We start from the raw sequence: 24,555 nt of genomic DNA on the forward strand, positions 1-24,555 counted from the left end.
TTTTATATCATGAATCAATGATGATGTTGAATATATTTTTAAAATGTTGATTGATTTAGGAAAATTAATCATGCATAATATACAGTTTTTGAAGACACTTTCTTTGAAAGATTTGAGTTCTTATATTTATACTGTGAATTCTTGGAAATTATTATCTCATGATGAAGAGCGTATTTTAATAAAAAAAGTGTATTATAAATCTGATTATGAAGCTGCAAAAATGGTTATTTTATCTAATTTAAAATTTGTAATACATATTGCTCGTCATTATTCAGGATATGGATTGTCACAATCAGATATTATTCAAGAAGGTAATTTGGGTTTAATGAAAGCATTACGTCGTTTTAATCCTAATATTAAAGTTCGTTTAATATCATTTGCGGTATATTGGATTAAGTCGGAGATACATGATTACATACTTCGTAATTGGAGAATTGTAAAAGTTGCAACTAACAAGGTTCAAAGGAAATTGTTTTTCAATTTAAGAAAAATAAAAAAAAAATTAGGTTGGTGTAATAGTGATGAATTAGAGATTATTGCTAGAGAGTTAGGTGTTACTAGTCGTGATGTTCAAGATATGGAAAAAAAAATTTTTGTTAGAGATATTCATTTACATAAAGAAGATAAACAGTATCAATTTTTTCCAGTATCGAACAATATTATTTCATTTTTAACAGATGTTAAATCAGATTTTGCATTGAAATTTGAGAATAAAAATTGGAACAAATATCAGATAAATAAATTGCATAATGCAATATTAAATTTAGATGAACGAAGCAGGGATATTATTAAACAACGGTGGTTAAATAAAAATAATAAAGTTACTCTTCAAAATATAGCAAATATATATGGAATTTCTGCAGAGCGTGTTCGTCAATTAGAAAAAATTGCAATTATGAAATTAAAAAAAGAGATTATTTAATAATAACTTATTATTAATTATGATATTTTTTTAAAATTTTTATGAGATTAAATATTATTTATAATTGTATTTAAAGATTTATTGAGATAATTTTTAATATTTATACAATTAATCTTATAAAATTTGATTATAGTATAATTGATATTTATATGATATAATAATTCTAGGATTAGAATAATATTTATTATACATATAGGATATATTTTTATGATTGTTTGTAATCATACATTAGGATTTCCAAGAATAGGTGCTCGTCGAGAGCTAAAAATAGCTCAAGAAGATTATTGGTCTGGTAAAATTTCCAAAGTTCAGTTGTTAAACGTTGGAAGAAAATTACGTTTAAAACACTGGGAACAACAAAAAAAACTTGGAATTGATTTATTACCTGTAGGGGATTTTTCTTGGTATGACCATGTTTTAACAACAAGTATGTTATTAGGAAATATTCCAAATCGACATTATAATAAAAATGATACGATTGATATAGATACTTTATTTTATATTGCTCGTGGTATTTCAAAAAAAAAAAAACCAGTTTTAGCATCTGAAATGACAAAATGGTTTAATACAAATTATCATTATATTGTTCCAGAGTTTGTAGAGGATCAAAGTTTTAGTTTGACATGGAATCAATTATTTGAAGAAATTGACGAAGCTTTAAACCATGGTTATAAAGTTAAACCAGTAATTTTAGGACCAATGACGTATTTATGGTTAGGAAAAACTAAAGGTAAATTATTTAATCGACTAAATTTATTAAAAAAATTATTACCAGTATATAAAGAAATATTATTAAAAATAAAAAAAAAAGGTATTGATTGGATACAAATTGATGAACCAATCCTATCATTAGAATTGCCTGATGAATGGCTAAAATCTTTTCATCAAACGTATGAATATTTATCGAGTGATAATAAAATATTATTAACAACTTTTTTTGAAAGTATTGAAAATAATATAAACACAATTATCAATCTACCAGTTCATGGTTTACATGTTGATGCAGTAGATGGGAAATATGATTTATTAAGATTAAATGAAACAATACCTAAATCGTGGACGCTTTCTTTGGGTATTATCAATGGTCGTAATATATGGAAAACAGATTTAAAATATTGGTTTAATGTTATTTCTCCAATTATGAAGAATCGTGAATTATTATGGATCGGACCATCATGTTCTTTTTTACATTGTCCAGTTGATTTAGATATTGAAACAAAATTAAGCTTAGAAATTAAAAATTGGTTTTCTTTTGCGTTACAAAAATGCTATGAAATTAATTTATTAACGAAGGCTTTAAATAATCATGATTCTTCAATATTAGAGGATTGGAGTAATTTATTATATACGCATTCTTATTCAAATTATGTAAATAATCAAACAGTACAGGATAGAATTAATAATATTAAACATAATGATGATAAGCGTTTAAAACCATATTCTCTAAGATCAAAAATTCAAAAAAATAAATTGAATTTGCCATTATTACCAACTACAACTATCGGTTCATTTCCTCAAACAAATGAAATTAGGAAATTACGTTTAGATTATAAGAATCATAAAATCAGTTTTGATGATTACCAAGTTGCTATTAAAAAACATATTAGTCATATTATTTTACAACAAGAATTGTTGGATATTGATGTTTTAGTGCATGGTGAATCTGAAAGAAATGATATGGTAGAATATTTTGGAGAGAATTTAAATGGATTTATATTTACAGATTTTGGTTGGGTACAAAGTTATGGTTCAAGATGTGTAAAGCCTCCTATCATTGTTGGAGATATTTATCGTTCTAAGATGATTACTGTTGAATGGTTAAAATATGCGCAATCTTTGACAAAGAAACCGGTTAAAGCAATGTTAACTGGACCGATTACAATTTTATCATGGTCTTTTTTAAGAGAAGATTTACCAAAACAAATTATATCTAATCAAATTGCATTGGCACTTCGTGATGAAGTTTCAGATTTGGAAGATTCAGGTATACATGTTATACAAATTGACGAACCAGCACTAAGAGAAGGTTTACCACTCAAAAAATCTCACTGGAGTTCATATTTATCTTGGGCTACTAGAGCATTTAGATTATCATCCTCACATGTAAAGGATATAACACAAATTCATACACATATGTGTTATTGTGAATTTCAAGATATTATGGATGCTATTGTACAATTAGATGCAGATGTAATAACAATTGAAACTGCTAGATCTGATATGGAATTATTAAAGTTTTTTAAACAATTTAAATATCCGAATGAAATTGGTCCTGGAGTTTATGATATTCATTCACCAAATATTCCTAGCGTAGTAGAAATTGAGAAATTATTGATTGAAGCAATAAAATATATATCAATAGATCGTTTATGGGTTAACCCTGATTGTGGTTTAAAAACAAGAAATTGGAATGAGACAAATTTATCATTAACAAATATGGTCACTGCTGCAAAAAATATACGGAAAAAATATATAAAAATATAATTGAAGCTTTTAATGAACAAAAGGGATAAGCATGCCCTTTTGTTGTTCTAAATATTAATTTTAATATTTTACATATTAATTTTAGTGTTTAAAAATTCTTTTTTTTGTAAATATCATACAAATATTATACTGATTTACAGCATCAATAACTTCATTATCTCTAATTGATCCTCCTGGTTGAATAATACAAGAAATTTGATTATTGTTTTTCATACATTCATCAATACTATCTCGAAATGGAAAGAATGCGTCTGAAGTCATAATAATATTTTTATTTTTTATTTTTAATCGATTTACATTTAATTGATATTTTTGATTTGCAATTTTTACTGCTTCTATTCGATTCGTTTGTCCAGATCCAATACTAATTATATTATATTTATGGGTATATACAATTGCATTGGATTTAACAAATTTTGAGATTTTCCAACTAAATTTTGCATATTTTTTTTCTTGTTCTGTTGGTTTTTTTTTACTTACAACTTCCCAATTTTGATATTCTTCTTTTTGATTATTAACTTCTTGTATCAGCAAACTATTATTAATACTCTTTATTTCTATTTTTGAAACATTCTTTTTTTTATAATTTCCGCAAATTAATATTTTTATATTTTTATTTTTTTTAATATAATTTAATGCATCTAGATTAATTTCTGGACCAATAATTAATTCCACAAATTGATTTTTTATGATTTTTATTATAACATCTTTGTTAATTATTTTATTAAAACCAATAATACCTCCAAATGCTGAAACTGGGTCACTATTATATGCATTACTATAAGCATCAGTAATATTATTTGAAATAGAAGCTCCACATGGATTTCCATGTTTAATGATTACACATGATGGCTCATTAAATTGATTTACACAATCATATGCTATATTAGCATCATAAATGTTGTTATATGATAAATCAGTTCCATTCAATTGTTTGAAATTATCAATATTTCTGTTTTTATTATTTTTTTGAAAATATAATGCTGATTTTTGATCCGGGTTTTCTCCATATTTTAAATTTTGTTTTTTATGATATTTTATGTATAGTTTTTTTGGTAATAGATCTTGATTTTTACCTTCTATAGTATTTATTTTTTTATTGAACATTTTTAATGCTAGAAATTCGTAATTTAAAGTATATTCAAAAGCTTTTTTAGCAAATTTTAATCGTTCCATGATAGTAAATGAATGAGTAGTATTTATGACATTTAAAATATAATCGTAATCAGAAATATTAGTTATTATAATTGTGTTCTTATGATTTTTTGCTGCAGCTCGGACCATCGCAGGTCCTCCAATATCAATATTATTTTCAAATTTAATGTGATTTTCTATGTTTTCTAATGGGTAGAAATTAATTACTATCAAGTCAATTATGGGGATATTGTATTGTTTTATGGTGTTATGATTTTCTTTTCTATTTCCTAAAATACCAGCAAATATTTTTGGGTGCAATGTTTTTATTTTGCCATTCAATATTTCTGGATATTTTGTAATTTTTGATACATTAGTTGTGGTAATATTGTTTTTTTTTAAAAAATTTTCAGTGTTATTGGTGGTAAATATTTCTATATTTTTTTTTTGTAACCCTTGAGCAAGTTCTACAATTTTTTTTTTATTATATACACTTATCAGTGCAGTTTTTATTTTTTTATGATCATTTGTCATTTCTTTATTCAGTAAAATATATTGTTCATACCATATGAACATGTTTGTTTAATAAAATTATAATTATAAATATATTTCCATATTATTTAAATTTAATATAGTGTTGTGATTTTTTTAAAAATAATATTTTATGAATATAGTATAGTTTTTATATGAGGTTACAAGTATGGAAGAAAAAATTGAGATTATTATATATTCATCACGATGGTTAATGTTTCCTGTTTATATTGGTTTATCTTTAGGTTTTTTATTATTAACAATAAAATTTTTTCAGCAGATTTTATCTGTTATTCCAGAAATTTTGATTATGTCTGAATCAGGTTTAGTTTTAATAGTGTTATCATTAATTGATATTGCTTTAGTTGGAGGTTTATTGGTTATGGTTATGTTTTCAGGTTATGAAAATTTTATTTCTAAAATGGATGTTAATGATAATAAAAATAGACTAGGTTGGATGGGAACTATGGACGTTAATTCCATTAAAAATAAAGTTGCTTCTTCAATTGTTGCTATTTCTTCTGTTCATTTATTACGATTATTTATGGAAGCAGAAAAAATTTTAGATGATAAAATTATGTGGTGTGTAGTGATTCATTTAACTTTCGTATTATCTGCTTTTGGAATGTCTTATATTGATAAAATGAATAAAAAAAATATTCATATTTAAAAAATTTAAATGCAAATATAATTTTTATATTAAGAATTATCTTTGTGATAGCTTTTTAAGAATATAGTTATCACAAAATTATTATTGATTATTTTTTAAAGGATATAGTTTTATATTAATTTTTTTTTTTTATTTTTTTTTTTAGTTTTTTTTTCTTTAATCGATTTTGATGATATGTATATCCTGTTCCAGATGGAATTAATCTTCCAACAATAACATTTTCTTTCAATCCTCGTAATTCATCTCTTTTACCAGAAATTGCTGCTTCAGTTAATACACGAGTAGTTTCTTGAAATGATGCTGCAGATATGAATGATTCGGTTGCTAATGATGCTTTCGTAATACCTAATAAATTTCTAGAAAAGCTTGCTGGAATTTGTTTGAGTTTTTTTAATTTAATATTATACATTTTAATTCGAGAATATTCAACCTGTTCACCATTTAAAAAATTAGAATGACCAGGATTTATAATTGTTACTTTTCTTAACATTTGTTTTAGGATGACTTCAATGTGTTTGTCATTTATTTTGACTCCTTGTAGTCTATATACTTCTTGTACTTCATTGACAATATATTTTGTCAGTTCTGGTACTCCTTTTAAACGTAAGATATCGTGAGGAGATTCTAAACCATCTGATATTATATCTCCTTTTTTAACTAATTCTCCTTCAAAAATATTAAGCTGTCTCCATTTTGGAATCATTTCTTCATGTTTATTTTTATTATCTTCGGATGTAATAATAAGTCGTATTTTACCTTTTGTTTCTTTTCCAAAAGAGATGAATCCACTTATTTCGGCTAATATTGCTAGTTCTTTTCCGTATCTGGCTTCAAATAAATCCGCAACTCTTGGTAAACCACCTGTAATATCTTTTGTTCCTCCAGTAGCGTGTGGGATTTTAGCAAGAGTATCTCCTGCATTAATTTTATTACTATTATTGATTTGTATAATGGATTTTCCAGGTAAAAAGTATTGTGCTGGTGTATCAGTTCCAGGAATAAAAATATCTTCTTCATTTTCTGTAACAATTTTAATTGTTGGTCTGAGTTCTTTTCCTAGATTTGTTCTTTCGGATGTATTTAATACCACCATAGAAGATAATCCAGTAAGATCATCGTGTTGTTTGATAACACTCTGTCCTTCAATCATATCAATAAATTTTATATATCCTGATACTTCAGTAATGATTGGGATTGTATGAGGATCCCATTGCGCTAGCGTTTCTCCAATATTGACTTGATCTCCATTTTTTTTTTCTAGTACTGCACCATATGGTATTTTATAACTTTCCTTAACTGAACCTGTTTTATCTAATATATTGAGTTCAGATTTTTTAGATATGATTATCCATTTTTTATAAGAATTCATTACGGTTTTTGCGTTATTTAAACTAATAATTCCTGTATTTTGAATTTCAATGCTTGATTCTTTTACTGATCTTGAAGCTGCTCCTCCAATATGAAATGTTCTCATTGTTAATTGCGTTCCTGGTTCACCAATTGATTGAGCTGCTATGACACCAATTGCTTCTCCTTGTTTCACTAATTTCCCTCTTGCTAAATCATATCCATAACAACGAGCACAAACTCCAAAGTTTGTTTCACAATTTACTACAGATCTTACATGCACAGAATCAATTAAATATTTTTCTAATATTGTGCATTCGTATTCGTTTAATAATGTATTATTTGGAATTAATATTTTTTCAGAATTTGGGTATAATATATTTTTTGATGTAACACGACCTAATACTCTGTCTCGGAGAGGTTCTGTGGTTTCACTACCTTCAATAATTGCATGTAGTATGATTCCATTCTGTGTTTGACAATCATTTTCTGTAATGACTAAATCTTGTGCAACGTCAACTAGTCGACGAGTTAGGTATCCAGAATTCGCAGTTTTTAATGCAGTATCAGCTAATCCTTTTCGAGCTCCATGTGTAGAGATAAAATATTGTAATATATTTAATCCCTCACGGAAATTTGCTGTAATTGGTGTTTCAATAATAGATCCATCTGGTTTTGCCATTAAACCTCGCATCCCTGCTAATTGTCTAATTTGTGCTGCAGAGCCTCTTGCTCCAGAATCTGCCATCATGAAAATATTGTTAAATGATTTTTGTTGTTGTTTTTTTCCGTTATTTTTCAATACATCTTCTGTCGATAAATTGTGCATCATAGCTTTTGATACGTTTTCATTAGAATTAGACCATACATCGATAATTTTATTGTATCTTTCACTTGCTGTAACCAATCCTGATTGAAATTGTTCTTGTATTTCTAATACTTCTTTTTCTGCATCAGAAATAATTTTAAATTTTTGTTTTGGTATAATCATGTCATCAATACCAACAGAAACTCCAGATATTGTTGAATATTTAAAACCGGTGTACATGATTTGATCCGCGAATAATACTGTTTCTTTTAAATCTAAGGTGTGAGAGCATATATTTAAAATATTAGTAATGGATTTTTTATTCAACGTTTTATTAATTAATGTAAATGGTAAACCTTTTGGTATAATCATCCATAAAATTGCTCGACCTACACTTGTTTTAGTTGTTTGAGTGGTTTTTTTAAATGTGTTATTTTTTTTTTTTTGATATTCTTTAATTTTTACATATATTATTGCATGTAGATCTATTAATCCCATTTGATATACTTTTTCTACTTCTTTAGGGTTTTTAAAGAGTGATCCCTCTCCTCTGCTGTGAATTTTGGTTCTTGTCATATAATACAAACCTAATATTACATCTTGTGAAGGAATAACAATAGGTTCTCCATTTGCAGGAGATAAAATATTTTTGGTAGACATCATTAAATTACGTGCTTCATATTGTGCTTCAATAGTTAATGGTATATGTATAGCCATTTGGTCGCCGTCAAAATCTGCATTATAAGCAGCACACACAAGTGGATGTAATTGTATTGATTTACCTTCAATTAATATTGGGTCAAAAGCTTGTATTCCTAATCTATGTAATGTAGGTGCTCGATTCAATAAAATTGGATGATTTTGAATCATCTTTTCTAATATATCCCAAACAATTGGTTCTTCTGATTCTACCATTCTTTTAGCAGCTTTTATAGTATTCGCGAATCCTTGCTGTTCAAGTTTTCCAAAAATAAATGGTTTAAAAAGTTCTAGTGCCATTTTTTTTGGTAAACCGCATTGATTTAGTTTTAAATATGGGCCAACAGTAATGACGGATCGTCCAGAATAATCTACACGTTTTCCAAGTAGATTCTGTCTAAATCTACCTTGTTTACCTTTAATCATATCAGCTAATGATTTTAAAGGTCTTTTGTTTGACCCTAAAATAGCTTTTCCTCGTCTTCCATTATCTAATAATGCATCCACTGCTTCTTGTAGCATTCTTTTTTCGTTTCTTACAATAATTTCTGGTGCGTATAATTCTAAAAGTCTTTTTAATCGATTATTACGATTAATAACTCTTCTGTATAAATCATTCAAGTCTGATGTTGCAAATCTACCACCATCTAATGGTACTAATGGTCTTAAATCAGGGGGTAATATTGGTAATACGGTTAAAATCATCCATTCTGGTTTATTTTCTGATAATATGAATGATTCTAACATTTTAATACGTTTTGTGAGTTTTTTTTTTTTATTTTCTGAGTGTGCATCTTTTAATTCAGAATGTAGTTTTTCATGTTCTTCAGATAAATCAATCTCTTTGAGAAGTTTTTGGATAGCTTCAGCTCCCATATGTGCATCAAATTCATCACTAAATTCTTCTAATGCATCTAAATACTGTTCTTCAGTTAATATTTGTTTTTTTTTAAGATTCGTCATTCCTTCTTCTATTACTACATACGATTCAAAATATAGAACTCGTTCTATGTCACGTAATGGAATATCAAGTATTAAACTAATTTTTGAAGGTAAAGATTTTAAAAACCAAATATGTGCTGTTGGTGAAGCCAATTCTACATGACCCATTCTCTCTCTTCGAACTCTTGTTGTTGTAACTTCTACACCGCATTTTTCACATATTACTCCTCGATGTTTTAATCTTTTGTATTTTCCACATAAACATTCATAATCTTTAATTGGTCCAAAGATTTTTGCACAAAATAAACCATCTCTTTCTGGTTTAAAAGTTCGGTAATTTATGGTTTCTGGTTTTTTCACTTCACCAAATGACCATGTACGAATTATATCTGGTGACGCTAATGAAATTTTTATAGAGTTGAAATCTTCGACGTTGCTGTTGTTGTGTTTTAAGAATTGAATGACATCTTTCACAAATACTCCATTGTTTTAAAAATTTTTATTAAATAGTTGTGAAGATAACTATATTATATGATTGATTTTTATTCATCATCTAGTTCAATATTAATACCTAAGGATCGAATTTCACGCAATAGAACATTAAATGATTCAGGCATACCAGGATTCATATGATAGTTACCTTTTATGATATTTTTATACATATTAGTTCTACCATTTACATCATCGGATTTTACTGTTAACATTTCTTGTAATGTATATGATGCACCATAGGCTTCTAGAGCCCATACTTCCATTTCACCAAACCTTTGACCACCAAATTGTGCTTTACCACCAAGAGGTTGTTGTGTAATTAAACTATATGAACCAGTGGAACGTGAATGAATTTTATCATCAACTAAATGGTTTAATTTTAGCATATACATATATCCTACAGTAATTGGTCTTTCAAATTTTTCTCCTGTTCTTCCATCAAATAAATGAATTTTTCCTGATTTTGGAAATCCACTTAAACATAATAAATCTTTTATTTCTTTTTCATTTGCTCCATCAAATACTGGGGTTGAAATTGGTAATCCATTTTTGTAATTTTTAGCTAAAGTTAATATTTCATCATCAGAAAAATTATCAAAATTAATTTTTTGTCTAATATTTTCTCCTAAATTAAATGCTTGTTGTATAAATTTTCTGATATTTTGAATAGATTTTTGTTGTTTAATCATATTATTAATCTTATCTCCTATACCTTTTGCTGCCATTCCTAAGTGCGTTTCTAAAATCTGTCCAATATTCATACGTGATGGTACGCCTAATGGATTTAAAACGATATCGATTGGTATTCCATTTTTATCATATGGCATATCTTCTACGCAATTAATTTTTGATATTACTCCTTTGTTTCCATGTCTTCCTGCTATTTTATCACCTGTTTGGATTTGTCTTTTAACCGCTAAATATACTTTAATAGTTTTAAGAACACCTGGAGCTAAATCATCACCTTGAATTATTTTTTTTGTTTTAAATTCAATGTTTTTTTCTAGTTCTTTTTTTAAAGTTTTATATTGTTTAAATATTTTTGATATTTGTTTATTTTTTTTTGGATTTTTAGTATGAATACTATTCCATGAATCATTTGGAATGCCATTTAAATATGTTTCTAATATGCCTTCAGTAATTAATATACTTTTAATCCTTTCAAATAAATGGTATTTAAATATATTAAATTCTTCAGTGAGTTCTTTAGTTATTTTTTTAATTTGTTCTTCTTCGATTTCTAATGTTCGTGTGTCTTTTTCTACTCCATTTCTAGTAAATATTTGAACATCAATTACTGTTCCTGATATTCCACTAGGAACACGGAGTGAAGAATCTTTAACATCTGATGCTTTTTCTCCAAAAATTGCTCGTAATAATTTTTCTTCTGGAGTTAATTGACTTTCATTTTTTGGTGAAACTTTTCCTACTAATATATCTCCTTCAGTAATTTCTGCTCCAATGTATACAATTCCTGATTCATCTAATTTAGATAGAGAAGATTCGCTAATATTTGGTATATCTGAACTGATTTCCTCTGGTCCTAATTTTGTATCTCTTGCCATACAGGATAATTCTTGAATATGAATGGTTGTAAATTGATCTTTTTGAATCACTTTTTCGGAAATTAATATTGAATCTTCGAAATTATATCCGTTCCATGGCATAAATGCCACTCTCATATTTTGTCCTAGAGCAAGCTCTCCTAAATCTGTTGCTGGTCCATCTGCTAATACGTTATTTTTTTTAATTTTTTCACCTAATTTAATACATGGTACTTGATTTATGCAAGTATTTTGATTAGATCGATTGTATTTTATTAAATTATAAATATCGATTCCAGATTCTTCTACTTCCATATCATTTTCATCAACTTTAACAATAATTCGAGCAGAATCTACATATTGCACTATTCCATTTCTTTTTGCAAGCACAGTGACTCCTGAATCGATTGCTACTGATCTTTCCATTCCAGTACCAACTAATGGTTTTTCAGATTTCATGGTTGGTATCGCTTGTCTTTGCATGTTGGCGCCCATTAGTGCACGGTTTGCATCATCATGTTCTAAAAATGGAATTAATGAAGCCCCTACAGAAACTATTTGTTGAGCAGAAACATCCATATAATGGATTTTATTTTTATGAAATAAATGTGATTCACCTTGATATCTACACATCATTAAATCTTGTATTAATTTTCCTTCTTTATCAATGCTTGTATTGGCTTGTGCAATAATATAATTATTTTCTTCAATTGCTGATAAATAGTTGATTTCGTTTGTTAAAATACCATCCTTTATTTTACGATATGGTGTTTCTAAGAAACCATATTTATTAATTTTTGAATAAATTGCTAGAGAATTAATCAAACCAATATTAGGTCCTTCAGGGGTTTCAATAGGACAGATTCTACCATAATGTGTTGGATGAACATCTCTAACTTCGAATCCTGCTCGTTCTCTTGTTAAACCTCCTAATCCAAGTGCAGAAATTCTTCTTTTATGAGTAATTTCAGATAATGGATTATTTTGATCCATAAATTGTGATAATTGGCTAGATGTAAAAAATTCTTTTACAACCGATGAAATTGGTTTTGAATTGATAATATCCTGAGGCATTAATGTTTCTAAATCCCCTACAGATAATCTTTCTTTTACTGTTCGTTCTACTCTAATTAGTCCAATTCTAAATTGGTTTTCGATCATTTCACCAATAGATCTTATGCGTCTGTTACCAAGATGGTCAATATCGTCGATAGTATCTTGACCATTACGGATTTTAATTAATTTTTTAATTACACAAATGATATCTTTTTTACTTAAAATATTCGAACCCACATTTTTTTTACGATTCATTGATTTATTAAATTTCATTCTTCCAATAAATGATAAATCATATCTATCTTCTGAAAAAAATAGATTAGAGAATAAGTATTCTGAAGCTTCTTTTGTTGGTGGTTCTCCAGGTCTCATGATTCTGTATATTTCTATTAATGCGCTAGTTGTATCTGAGGTAGAATCTATTTTCATTGTTTCAGATATGTATGGTCTATTATCCGAATCATTAATAATAATTGTACTTATATTTTTAATTTGTTTTTTTTGGAATTTTTTTATATGTTCCAATGTTATTTCTTCGTTAGCTGTGATGATTATTTTTTTTTTATCATCAAAATAATCCTTACAGGAAATAGATCCAATTAAGTGATCTATTTTTACTTCTGTGTAATTTATTTTTTTTTTTTTTAATATTTGAATTTTTTGATCAGTAATTTTTTCTCCTTTTTTTGTATACATAATATTATTATGAATAATATCAAAGTTTATTTTTTTATTTTTTAGTTTTTCAGGTATAAAATTAATATAAATTTTATTTTTAATAAATTGATAATGATTTTTTTTAAAAAATAAATTTAAAATTTCTTCTGAATTATATCCTAATGCACGTAAAATAATACTGATTGGTATTTTTCTTCTTCGATCAATACGAGCAAATAGATGGTCTTTATGATCAAATTCAAAATCTAACCATGATCCACGATATGGTATAATTCTTGCATTGTATAGTATTTTTCCAGAAGAATGAGTTTTTCCTTTATCGCTATCGAAAAATACACCTGGACTTCGATGTAACTGAGATACTACTACTCTTTCTGTTCCATTAATTATGAATGTTCCATTATTTGTCATCATGGGAATTTCTCCCATATATACTTCTTGTTCTTTAATTATTTTTATGTTTTTATTAGTATTATCATTTTCATATACTACTAATCTTAATGTAGATTTTATTGACACAGAGTATGTTGCTCCTCTCATGTGACAATCTTTAGCACTTAACGTTGGCTTTCCAATACTATAATTAATATATTGTAGCTCTGCATTATTGTAGCTTTTAATAGGAAAAATGGATTGAAATACTGCTTCTAATCCTCTTTTACCTAATTTATCTTTCTTAATAAATTTATTATAAGAATCTATTTGTACAGAAAGTAAGTATGGGATTTTTAGAATAGTAATATATTTCCCAAAATCTTTCCGGATTCGTTTTTTTTCAGTCTTGGAATACACTATTAAATTCCTAAATTTAATTTAATTAATATATATAAATTAAACAAAATTTAATTGTATATAAGATTAGTTATAAAAAAGTAAAAATTATTTGAAAATAATATTTTTTAATTTTAAATTATTTCTTCACAGATTATATAAAATTATATTAATATATATAATTTTTGTATAATTTTTTAATTATATTCAGCTGGTGATTATATTTTTCACCAGCAGTATATGTTCAATATACCAATAAATATAATAATATCAAACTTTATTTCATTTCTATTATTGCACCAGATTTTTCCAAGAGGTTTTTTAAAGATTCAGCATCTTTTTTGCTAATTTTTTCTTTTAAAATTGTTGGAGCTGATTCTACTAAATCTTTTGATTCTTTTAAACCTAATCCAGTAGCACTACGTACAGCTTTAATGACAGATATCTTATTACTTCCAATTTCTTTTAGAATGATATCAAATTCTGTTTTTTCTTCTTTTTGTTCTTTTTCTGTATTTACATTTTGTGTAATATTTGAAATTGCAGAGACTCCAAATTTTTTTTCCATCATATTGATTAGATCTACAACATCTATCACAGACATTTGTGATACTGCTTCGATTATTTTTTCTTTTGTCATTACCATTATTCAATTTTCCTAACTACAATAATAACTTATATTTCACGTTATTTTTTATTGTACTACAGTCATATTTATTTTTTAAGTGTTTCTTTTTTTTTTTTTATATTTAATAATAATAATAAAAATTTTCCTATTGCTGCATGCTTCATAGTGTACATGAAGCTCATGATTGCTTCTTTTAAAGAAGGTAAATTTGCAAAATAATTAATTTCTTGTTTAGATAAAATCCTTCCTTGATACGCAGCGGTAATAATTTTTATTTTTTTATTATTATTTTTAAAATTTTTAAATATTTTTTCTGCGTTACCTGGATTTTTCATTGAAAATCCAATTAATGCTGGTCCTTTTAATTGATCATTTAAACATGATAAATGTGTATTTTGAAACGATAATTTTAGAAGTGTATTTTTTACAACATGTATTTCTACATTTTCTGATCGGCTATTTTTTCTTAATTGTGTAATATCATTTACACAAATATTATTATTTTCTGCAATAATTGCAGATAATGATGAATTAGCAATTTTATTGATTTTACAAACAATATTTTTTTTTTGTTGTAAATTTAATGCCATATTATATTCCTAATTATTTTATTATAATTATATATGGTATAATAATTTTATAATAAAATTTATTATTTTGGAGATATTTTTTGTTGTATTTTGTTGATATTTTCTATATTAATCATGATTCCAAAACCCATAGTAGTTGACAAAAATATTTTTTTTATAAATGTTCCTTTTGAGTTTTTTGGTTTTAATTTTTTTATTTCATTCATCAGTGCAGAAAAATTATTTTTTAATTGTAAATTTGTGAAATTGATTTTTCCAATAGTAACATGTATGATACCATTTTTATCATTTTTATAACGTACCGGTCCTTTTTTAAATTTTTTTACTGTTTTTGCAATATTTTCTGTTATTGTTCCTGTTTTTGGGTTTGGCATAATTCCTTTTGGACCTAAAATTGGGCCTAATTTACTCACTATATGCATAGTATCTGGTGATGCAATGACAATATCAAAATGATTTTTTTTATTTTTTAATTTTGGTATAATTTCACTTCCTCCAACTATATCTGCTCCATTTTTCATAGCTTGTTCAATATTATCACCTTGTGTAAATACAGCAATTTTGATATTTCGACCAATTCCGTGTGGAAGAACTGTAATTCCTCGGATATTTTGATCAGTTTTTTTAGGATCAATACCAAGATTAATGCACACGTCAACACTTTCATTAAATTTTTTATTTTTATAATGTTTCATTAAATTAATTGCATCTTCAATATTATATTCTTTTTTAAAGTTTATATTTTTTATGATTTGTTGTTTTTTTTTTGTAATTTTAACCATTTAATCCTCTATTGTGATTCCCATGGATTTTGCAGTACCTTTTATACAATTTTTTATTTTTTTAATATTTGATCCGGTCATATCTGTTAATTTAATTCTAGCAATTTCTTCAATATGATGATTTTTAATAATACCAACTTTTTCTGTGTTAGGTTTACTGGATCCTTTTTTAATATTAGAGTATTTTTTTAATAAAAATGATGCTGGTGGAGTTTTAGTAATAAATGTAAAAGATTTATCAGTATATACAGTAATAATAACTGGAATTGGCATACCTTTTTCTAGGTCTTTTGTTTTTTGATTAAAAATTTTACAAAATTCCATAATATTTACACCTTTTTGTCCTAATGCAGGACCAATTGGTGGGCTTGGGTTTGCTAGGCCAGATTGAATTTGTAATTTTATATATGATTGTATTTTTTTAGCCATAATATTTTTACTTTTTTTTTTAATTTTTATAATGTTTTTACATTACTGTTATGTATTTTTTTCAACTTGACTGAAATTTAATTCAACAGGAGTTGATCTACCAAAAATTGATACTGATACTTTAAGTCTGTTTTTACCATAATCTACTTCTTCGACAATTCCATGAAAATCAGAAAATGGTCCATTTTTAACACGTATTTCTTCACCTGTTTTAAATAAAATTTTAGGTCTTGGTATGTGACCTAATGTTTTTATTCTTTTATTAATTTTTTCAATTTCTGAATTACTAATTGCTTTTGGTTGATCTGAAATACTACCTATAAAACCGATAAGCTTTGGTATACTTTTTATTAAGTACCAAGTTTTTTCATTCATGTACATATTTATTAAAATGTATCCAGGGAAAAATTTAAATTCACTATTTTTAGTTTTTCCAAATTTTATTTCTACTACTTTTTCTCCTGGAACCATAATTTTACCAAATAAGTTTCGAATTTCACTAGATTGGATTTTTTCTTTTATTTTTTCTACTATACGATTTTCCAATCCTGAGAAAGTTTGTAGAATATACCAACGTTTTCTTTCAGTATCGTACATTTTAAAACCTTATATGAATAATAGTTGATATTATAAAAAATATTGTTTTATCTAAAATCCATAATACTGTAGATAATATTATACTACTGATAAAAATAAGTGTTGTTATTTTTAATGTTGATTTTTTATTTAACCAATTTATTTTTTTTATTTCTAGGTTTGTTATTTTTTTTTTTTTAATTATTTGAATTAATTTTTTTATTATAAATACATTAAATATTAGAGTAATAATGATAAAAATATAAGCAATATTTATTTTTTTGATATTTATTAAATATAGTATACCAATAGTTATTATCACAATAAATATTTTTAATATGTTTTTTTTGTAAAAATTTATTTTTTTTTTTCTTGTTTTTTTTTTTTTTTTATCGTTTTTCATTTTAAGTTTAAATTATAATATTTTGGTTTTTTATTTTAAAAATATTTTAAGTTTTTTATGAATTCTATAAATTATAACAGAAATTATTTAATCACTTGCTGACACCCAGATTCGAACTGGGGATCTCACCCTTACCAAGGGTGTGCTTTAACCGCACTAAGCCATGTCAGCATTTTTATTTTTTTAGCGGACAGCGGGAATCGAACCCGCATATTTAGCTTGGAAGGCTAAAGTAATAACCTTTATACCATGTCCGCATAATATTTTTGATTCCACATATTTGGTGGAGGAAGGATTCGAACCTTCGAAGTCGTTCGACGGCAAATTTACAGTCTGCTCCCTTTAACCACTCGGGAACTCCACCTATTTTTGCCGGCTACCGGAATCGAACTGGTGACCTACTGATTACAAGTCAGTTGCTCTACCTTCTGAGCTAAGCCGGCGATAAAGTTTTTCTATCTTCTATATTACTTTTAGATAACGAATTATGCAACCTTAAATTTCATTTTTTTTTATTTTTTTTAAGTTTTTTAAATATTTTTATGGTTTTAATTTTAATCATGGTATTATTTATAATATATTTAAATATTTTATTAAATATTTTAGTTATTAATTTGGAAATCTTATTATGAATTCTATTAATCAGTATCATGATCAATTGTATCAAAATATATTTAATATTAAATCTAGAATTAAATTTTCTTTTGAATTTTTTCCTCCTATTAATTATTCTGACCCTCAGGGTAAGTTTTTGTCTTCTATTAAAAAATTAAGTATTTTTAATCCAAATTTTATATCTATTACTTGTACTTCTAAAAACAATATTGAAGATTATACATATCAATCAATTCAAAAAATACCAAAAAAATTAAATTTAAATATTGCTCCACATATGATTTGTGCAAATTTTAGTAAAAAATATATTCGAGATCTTGCTAAAAGATATTGGGATGATGGTATCAAAAGTATTGTTGCATTAAGAGGGGATAGTTTACACAATAAAAATTCTTTAAAATTTTATGCATCTGATTTAGTGTATTTATTAAAACAAGTTGCTGATTTTGATATTTCTGTTGCAGCATATCCCGAGAAGCATCCAGAATCTAAAAATATAAAAGATGATATTAATAATTTGAAAATGAAAATCAATTGTGGTGCAAATAGAGCAATTACACAGTTTTTTTTTGATGTCGATAAATATTTAAAATTTCGAGATAATTGTTTAAAAGTAGGTATTTCAGTAGATATTATTCCAGGGATTTTACCAATTGTTAATTTTCAACAATTAAAAAAGTTTGTGAGTATGACAAATGTTCATATTCCAAAATGGATACATAATATTTTTCAAAACGTTAGTCATGAAGATATATATATAAATAAGATGGTTGGTTTATTAATATGTGTTAATATTATTCAAAAATTGTGTTCAGAAGGAGTATCTAGTTTTCATTTTTATACTTTAAATCACTTTGATACAATTTACACTTTATGTACTCTTTTACAACAAAATTCTAGTTTTGAATAGAAAACAATATTAATTTTTAATAATTAATTGTTTTTAATACATATTAATTGAATATTGACACATGAAAAATATACTGATGATAAAATTCGGTGGAATTTTATTAAGAAGTGATGCTGTTATAAATAAATTTTTTAAAATATTAAATATTTTTCATAAAACTTCTAATCAAAAATAGTAATTATACATGGTGATCAGTTTTGGTTCAGAAGTATCTTTAATGATATATCAATCATATCAAAAGATAAATTTTTATGTAGTATGGAATATTCAAATTATAATAATAATTATTTGAAAATTGGTATTTTCAGTTATTATTAACAATTTTATTTTAAAACACTCAAAATTTAATAATATTAATTCATTTGGTTTATTTTGTAGTGATATGGACATCATTACTTTAAATTTACAAAATACTAAAAATTATTTTAATTCATCTTGTAATTCATTGGGTTTTATTAAATATCTTTCATCAAATAATATGATTCCGATTATTAATTCTTGTGGTATTAATACAGATAATTTATGAATGCATATAGATTCTGATATTATTGCTATATTGTTATCAAAGTCTCTTAATGATCGTTTAATCATATTAACTGATGTAATCGGTGTTTTGATAGAAAAGGAAACATAATTCCTGTATTTAAATATTTTATATTTTAATTAATTACTTAATGAAGGTTTTATTAATAGTGGGATGTTAATTAAAGTTCAAACAGCAATTAGTTTTGCTCAACATTTAAATCAATTATTGAATATTTCTTCTTGTTTAAATTTTAAAAATTAAAAGAAATATTATATGGTGATTATTTACAAACATCTATTATGGGAAAAGGATAAAAATAATGATAATTGTTAATAAACATTCTAAAAAAGTTGTTTTAGCATATTCTGGAGGTTTAGATACTTCAGCAATTATTCCATGGATTAAAGAGAATTATGAAATTGAAGTTGTAGCTTTTGTTGCAGATATTGGACAGTCAAGAAATGATTTAGATGGAATTAAAGAAAAAGCAATGCAATCTGGAGCATGTGATTGCTATATTATGGATTTAAGAAAAGAGTTTATTAAAAATTATGTTTTTCCTGTATTAAGTACCGGGGCATTGTATGAAGGTAATTATCTTTTAGGAACAGCTATGGCTCGTCCATTAATTGCTAAATCACAAATTAAATTAGCTAAAAAAATTAATGCTGTTGCTGTATGTCATGGAGCGACCGGAAAAGGTAATGATCAAGTACGATTTGAGATGGCTTATGCTGCTTTAAATCCAAAATTAAAAGTATTATCACCATGGAGACAATGGAAATTTTCATCTCGTGAAGATTTGATACAATATTTAAAAGATAAGAATATTTCTACAATAATTACAAAAGAAAAAATATATAGTAGAGATGAAAATATTTGGCATATTTCTACAGAAGGAGGAAGATTAGAAAATTTATGGAATGAAACAAATAAAGATTGTTGGTTATGGACGAATGACCCCATTGATGCTCCTGATAAAGCAGAATACGTAACTTTAACTTTTAAAAATGGTTATCCAATATCTTTAAATAATAAAGATATTTGTTTAGTAAAATGTTTGGAAATATTAAATGATTTGGGTTCTAAACATGGAATTGGTCGTGTTGATATTGTTGAAAATAGATTAATAGGAATAAAATCTCGAGGTTGTTATGAAACTCCAGGAGGTACTATTTTGATGGAAGCTATACGATCTATTGAACAATTAGTTTTGGATCGTAATAGTTTTCATTGGAGAGAAAAACTAGGTTTAGAAATGTCTAGAATTGTATATGATGGTTTGTGGTTTTCTCCAATCCGAAAATCTATACAAAATTCTGCTCGAGTATTTTTTGAGATGATTACTGGAAAAGTAGTATTGAAGTTATATAAAGGTAATGTTGTTGTAACACAAAAAAAATCTAAATTTTCTTTATATTCAGAAGAATTTGCTACTTTTGGAGAAGATACTGTTTATGATCATCATGATGCAGAAGGATTTATTAAATTATTTTCGTTATCATCTCGTCTTCGAGCACTTAATAACAACAAGTGATATTATTTTGCATCATCGTATTTATTAAAGAATTTTAGAATTAATATAATTTTATTTTTATAAATATTTTATGGGCTTAATTATGAATTCAAGTATAAAATTATGGGGGGGTAGATTTTTAAAAAAATCTAATCCATTATTTCAGAATTTTAATAATTCTTTGCATACTGATTATCAATTAGTAAAATATGACATCTTAGGTTCAATTTCTTGGTCTAAATCATTATTAGAATGTAAGGTATTAACTATATTTGAACAGAAAAGTATTGAGAATGCATTGAAAATTTTATTAAAAAAGGTTTCTCATAATCCAAAATTGATGTTAAACAGTGATTCAGAAGATATTCATAGCTGGGTGGAGTTTGAGTTGGTAAATATGATTGGTGTTTTAGGTAAAAAATTACATACTGGACGTAGTAGAAATGATCAGGTTTCAAATAGTTTAAAACTTTGGTGTAAAAATATTATTTATAAATTAATTGAAGATTTAAAAAAAATACAATATACACTAGTTTTACAATCTGAAGTTTCTTATAAATGTATTATGCCTGGTTATACTCATTTACAACGTGCTCAACCTATTACTTTTGCATATTGGTGTTTAGCATATATTGAAATGTTTAAAAGAGATGAACAAAGGTTAAAAGATTCTTTATTGAGAATTAATAGCAGCCCACTTGGTTCAGGAGCTTTATCTGGAACATTTTGTAATATTAATCGTAATAAATTAGCTATGGATATGGGTTTTTTAACTGCAACAAATAATAGTTTAGATTCTGTTTCTGATAGAGATTATGTTATTGAATTTTTATCCATTGCATCGATTAGTATGATGCATTTATCTAGATTGTCTGAAGACTTGATTTTTTTTAATTCTGGTGAAGTAAGTTTTGTTGAATTATCTGATTTGTTTACTTCAGGTTCTTCTTTGATGCCTCAAAAGAAAAATCCAGATGCATTAGAATTAATTCGAGGTAAAACTGGTATAGTTTATGGATCTTTAATTAGTATTTTAGTAATATTAAAAGGATTGCCTTTATCGTATAACAAAGATCTTCAAGAGGATAAAGGAGTTTTATTTTCTACGGTTAATATTTGGAGAAATAGTTTGAAAATTGCTGAATTAGTATTAAAAACACTTAGAATACAACGTTTTAATTGTTTAAAATCAGCTTATAAAGGTTATGCTAATGCTACAGAATTAGTTGATTATTTAGTAAATAAAGGTTTAGCATTTCGTGATGCTCATCATATTTCTGGTAAAATTGTTTTAGAAGCGATAAAAAAAAAGTGTTTTTTAGAAAATTTAGATATTAATATTTTTAAAAAATATAGTGATTTATTTGAATTAGATGTTTATAATAAATTAGATATTGTATCTTGTATTGATAACAAGTCATCGAAAGGTGGAGTATCTTTTAATCAGGTACTAAAATCAATTAAAAATATTAAAAATAGTTTATATTTTTCTTGTATTAATTAAAATAATTATATATTTTTAAGATTTATTTATATAAATTAGCTTTCCATTTTAAAGGAAATGCTTTTTTATATAAAAATTTATTTTAATTTTCATATTAGTCGTCTAAAAAATTTTTTAAGATATCAGCACGGCTTGGATGTCGAAGTTTTTTTAATGCTTTTGCTTCTATTTGTCTAATTCGTTCTCTAGTTACAGAGAATTGTTTTCCCACCTCTTCTAGTGTGTGATCAGTATGCATGTCAATCCCAAATCGCATACGTAGTACTTTTGCTTCTCGTGCTGTTAAGGCAGATAAAATGTTACATGTAGCAACTTTTAAGCTTTCAGTTGTTGCTAGATTAATTGGAAGTTCTAGATTAGTATCTTCTATAAAATCACTGAGCTGTGAATCTTCATCATCCCCAACAGGGGTTTCCATGGATATTGGTTCTTTAGCGATTTTTAAAACTTTTCTAATTTTTTCTTCTGGAATGAACATTCGTGTTGATAATTCTTCTGGAGTTGGTTCTCTACCGATTTCTTGTAAAATTTGTCTTGAGATTCTGTTTAATTTATTAATAGTTTCAATCATATGTACTGGAATTCTAATTGTTCTAGCTTGATCTGCAATAGATCTTGTAATTGCTTGTCTAATCCACCATGTTGCATATGTAGAAAATTTATATCCTCTTTGATACTCAAATTTATCTACTGCTTTCATTAATCCGATGTTTCCTTCTTGTATTAAATCCAAGAATTGTAGTCCTCGATTAGTATATTTTTTTGCAATAGAAATTACTAATCTTAAATTTGCTTCAATCATTTCTTTTTTTGCTCGTTTTGCTTGTGTTTCGCCAATTACCATTCTGCGATTGATGTTTTTAATTTCATCAATACTGATTCCTGTTTCTTTTTCAATTTGTATTAATTGTTTTATTATTAAGAATATTTTTGATTGAAATTTATTTAGTTTTTTTGACCATATTTTATTCATGCTTTTAGCAATATAAAACCAATTTTTTTTAGTTGCATTACCCATAAATAATTGTAGAAAAGTTTTTTTTGGAATTTTACATTTTTCAATACATACTTTCATAATTAATCGTTCTTCATTTCTAATTCTTTGAATCACGTTACGCATGTTTTGTATCAGGTATTCAAATTGTTTTGGAACTAATTTGAATTGTTTAAATATTTTAGATAACTTATTAATTTCATTTTTGGAATCTTTATGATGTCTGTGTTTTTGTTGTATAATGCTGTTAGTTTTAATATATTGTTTTTTTAATTTTACAAAAGTTCGTTTTGCGAGTTCGATATCAATATTATATTCTTCTATCAGTAATTGATTATTTTTTTGGTTTATTTGATTTTTTTTTAATTTTTGATTTTTTTTTTTTTTTTTTCTTTTTTTATTAATATTCATGCATCCTGAAATGATATCAGATAATCGAATCTGACCGGATTTTACACGTTCATACTGATTAATAAGATATACAACAGCTTCTGGAAATTCTGAAACCGAAGATTGTATTTGATATAATCCTTCTTCGATTTTTTTTGCTATATTAATTTCTCCTTCTCTTGTTAATAGAGAAACAGTTCCCATTTCACGCATATACATTCGTACAGGATCTGTTGTTCTTCCAAAATCTGTTTCTGATTCAGAAGTAGAAGGATTATTTTCTAATGTGTTTTCTGAATTTATGTGATGGTTTTTTTTTTTAAGTTTTTTGTTTGTTTTATCAATTATTTGAATTCCCATATCATTAATCATTTGAATAATGTCTTCAATTTGTTTAGAATTAATAATTTCTTTAGATAAAAAATTGTGAATATCCATGTAAGTTAAATATCCTTGATTTTTACCGTGTATAATAAGCATTTTAATTTGTAATTGAGAGTTATATTCCATAATATGAATACCATATTTGATTGATTGTGAGTGAATTGTACATGATTTTTCAAATATTATTATACTATAATTATGTGACAATTTTTATTATATTTTTTAATGAT

At 25.7% G+C, this 24,555-nt stretch carries 16 protein-coding genes, 4 tRNA genes and 1 pseudogene; 6 read left to right on the plus strand and 15 right to left on the minus strand.

Features of this window, described 5'->3' with window-relative positions; all coding sequences use genetic code 11:
* The first annotated feature begins 70 nt into the window (after positions 1 to 70).
* Positions 71 to 922 carry an RNA polymerase sigma factor RpoH gene (gene rpoH, locus AB4W46_RS00115; RefSeq protein WP_367678531.1) on the plus strand — a complete coding sequence of 284 codons (852 nt, stop codon included), beginning with the start codon at positions 71 to 73 and terminating at the stop codon, positions 920 to 922.
* Positions 923 to 1,129: 207 nt separating this feature from the next.
* Positions 1,130 to 3,406 carry a 5-methyltetrahydropteroyltriglutamate--homocysteine S-methyltransferase gene (gene metE / locus AB4W46_RS00120; RefSeq protein WP_367678532.1) on the plus strand — a complete coding sequence of 759 codons (2,277 nt, stop codon included), beginning with the start codon at positions 1,130 to 1,132 and terminating at the stop codon, positions 3,404 to 3,406.
* Positions 3,407 to 3,487: 81 nt separating this feature from the next.
* Here the strand turns inward: metE and purH are convergent, their stop codons facing one another.
* On the minus strand, positions 3,488 to 5,116 hold the full coding sequence (gene purH / locus AB4W46_RS00125) for a bifunctional phosphoribosylaminoimidazolecarboxamide formyltransferase/IMP cyclohydrolase (RefSeq protein WP_367678533.1): 1,629 nt from the start codon (positions 5,114 to 5,116) through the stop codon (positions 3,488 to 3,490).
* Positions 5,117 to 5,240: 124 nt separating this feature from the next.
* Here purH and AB4W46_RS00130 point away from each other — a divergent pair, with 124 nt between their 5' ends.
* Positions 5,241 to 5,741, plus strand: a complete 501-nt coding sequence (locus AB4W46_RS00130) for a TIGR00645 family protein (protein WP_367678534.1) — start codon at positions 5,241 to 5,243, stop codon at positions 5,739 to 5,741.
* Positions 5,742 to 5,889: 148 nt separating this feature from the next.
* Here AB4W46_RS00130 and rpoC read toward each other — a convergent pair.
* The 12 genes and pseudogenes from rpoC to AB4W46_RS00190 form a co-directional block, all read right to left on the minus strand.
* Positions 5,890 to 10,011: pseudogene (gene rpoC / locus AB4W46_RS00135) on the minus strand (DNA-directed RNA polymerase subunit beta'); the annotation flags it as partial.
* Between the two features lie 68 nt (positions 10,012 to 10,079).
* On the minus strand, positions 10,080 to 14,102 hold the full coding sequence (rpoB, locus tag AB4W46_RS00140) for a DNA-directed RNA polymerase subunit beta (protein WP_367678705.1): 4,023 nt from the start codon (positions 14,100 to 14,102) through the stop codon (positions 10,080 to 10,082).
* Positions 14,103 to 14,355: 253 nt separating this feature from the next.
* Positions 14,356 to 14,724, minus strand: coding sequence for a 50S ribosomal protein L7/L12 (gene rplL, locus AB4W46_RS00145; protein ID WP_367678535.1), 369 nt, complete (start codon positions 14,722 to 14,724; stop codon positions 14,356 to 14,358).
* Positions 14,725 to 14,792: 68 nt separating this feature from the next.
* A complete protein-coding gene (gene rplJ, locus AB4W46_RS00150; protein WP_367678536.1) occupies positions 14,793 to 15,296 on the minus strand; it encodes a 50S ribosomal protein L10 in 504 nt (167 codons plus the stop codon).
* Positions 15,297 to 15,358: 62 nt separating this feature from the next.
* Positions 15,359 to 16,078: a 50S ribosomal protein L1 gene (gene rplA, locus AB4W46_RS00155; protein WP_367678537.1), complete on the minus strand. Its 720-nt coding sequence runs from the start codon at positions 16,076 to 16,078 to the stop codon at positions 15,359 to 15,361.
* Positions 16,079 to 16,507, minus strand: a complete 429-nt coding sequence (gene rplK, locus AB4W46_RS00160; protein ID WP_367678538.1) for a 50S ribosomal protein L11 — start codon at positions 16,505 to 16,507, stop codon at positions 16,079 to 16,081.
* Between the two features lie 48 nt (positions 16,508 to 16,555).
* Positions 16,556 to 17,104: a transcription termination/antitermination protein NusG gene (nusG, locus tag AB4W46_RS00165; protein ID WP_367678539.1), complete on the minus strand. Its 549-nt coding sequence runs from the start codon at positions 17,102 to 17,104 to the stop codon at positions 16,556 to 16,558.
* A 1-nt stretch (position 17,105) separates the two neighbouring features.
* Positions 17,106 to 17,486, minus strand: a complete 381-nt coding sequence (locus AB4W46_RS00170; RefSeq protein WP_367678540.1) for a preprotein translocase subunit SecE — start codon at positions 17,484 to 17,486, stop codon at positions 17,106 to 17,108.
* Positions 17,487 to 17,582: 96 nt separating this feature from the next.
* A tRNA-Thr gene (locus AB4W46_RS00175) sits at positions 17,583 to 17,657 on the minus strand.
* Between the two features lie 14 nt (positions 17,658 to 17,671).
* Positions 17,672 to 17,743, minus strand: a tRNA-Gly gene (locus AB4W46_RS00180).
* Between the two features lie 24 nt (positions 17,744 to 17,767).
* Positions 17,768 to 17,850: transfer RNA gene (locus tag AB4W46_RS00185), tRNA-Tyr, on the minus strand.
* A 6-nt stretch (positions 17,851 to 17,856) separates the two neighbouring features.
* Positions 17,857 to 17,929 (minus strand) — tRNA-Thr (locus tag AB4W46_RS00190).
* 185 nt (positions 17,930 to 18,114) lie between these two features.
* Here AB4W46_RS00190 and AB4W46_RS00195 point away from each other — a divergent pair.
* Complete coding sequence (locus AB4W46_RS00195) at positions 18,115 to 19,011, plus strand: methylenetetrahydrofolate reductase (protein WP_367678541.1); 897 nt, start codon at positions 18,115 to 18,117, stop codon at positions 19,009 to 19,011.
* Between the two features lie 420 nt (positions 19,012 to 19,431).
* On the opposite strand, the gene AB4W46_RS00200 is transcribed toward AB4W46_RS00195, so the two are convergent.
* Complete coding sequence (locus AB4W46_RS00200; protein WP_367678542.1) at positions 19,432 to 19,602, minus strand: hypothetical protein; 171 nt, start codon at positions 19,600 to 19,602, stop codon at positions 19,432 to 19,434.
* Between the two features lie 260 nt (positions 19,603 to 19,862).
* Here AB4W46_RS00200 and AB4W46_RS00205 point away from each other — a divergent pair, with 260 nt between their 5' ends.
* Together AB4W46_RS00205 and argH are read left to right on the plus strand one after the other, a co-directional pair.
* Positions 19,863 to 21,074, plus strand: coding sequence for an argininosuccinate synthase (locus AB4W46_RS00205; protein WP_367678706.1), 1,212 nt, complete (start codon positions 19,863 to 19,865; stop codon positions 21,072 to 21,074).
* A gap of 94 nt (positions 21,075 to 21,168) precedes the next feature.
* The gene (argH, locus tag AB4W46_RS00210; RefSeq protein WP_367678707.1) at positions 21,169 to 22,557 is read left to right on the plus strand and encodes an argininosuccinate lyase; all 1,389 of its coding nucleotides are present in this window, start codon (positions 21,169 to 21,171) and stop codon (positions 22,555 to 22,557) included.
* A gap of 94 nt (positions 22,558 to 22,651) precedes the next feature.
* On the opposite strand, the gene rpoD is transcribed toward argH, so the two are convergent.
* Complete coding sequence (rpoD, locus tag AB4W46_RS00215; protein WP_367678543.1) at positions 22,652 to 24,451, minus strand: RNA polymerase sigma factor RpoD; 1,800 nt, start codon at positions 24,449 to 24,451, stop codon at positions 22,652 to 22,654.
* Positions 24,452 to 24,555 lie beyond the last annotated feature (104 nt).

Origin of the sequence: Buchnera aphidicola (Panaphis juglandis) (assembly GCF_964059065.1) — a bacterium.
Taxonomy (GTDB): Bacteria; Pseudomonadota; Gammaproteobacteria; order Enterobacterales; family Enterobacteriaceae; genus Buchnera_L; species Buchnera_L aphidicola_AM.